Below are 243 nucleotides of genomic sequence, written 5' to 3'. Positions count from 1 at the left end.
GATCGCTGCAGGCCAGCCCGACCCAGCTGATCGAGTTGGATCGGAAGTCGATGCTCGCCTTGCCGCCGTTGGATCCGCAGGCCGGGTTCCGCCACCGGATCCGCGTCGGCCGGGACTACTACACGTCTGTTCTCGGCAACGACTACTCCGTCGACCCGGCGGCGATCGATCGGATGGTCGATGTCAGCGCCGACCTGGAACGGGTCCAAGCCCGCCTCGCCGGTCGGCTGGTCGCCGACCATC

General features: G+C 67.9%; 1 protein-coding gene. It reads left to right on the top strand.

The window, feature by feature from the left end:
• Positions 1-243 (top strand): Mu transposase domain-containing protein (locus AC1RPV_RS08165; RefSeq protein WP_481764264.1); only part of this gene is annotated, 243 nt, incomplete at both ends.

The sequence above is a fragment of the Dellaglioa sp. CoH-55-MRSF-9 genome (assembly GCF_056782155.1).
This window is presented reverse-complemented; position numbering and strand designations above follow the sequence as displayed.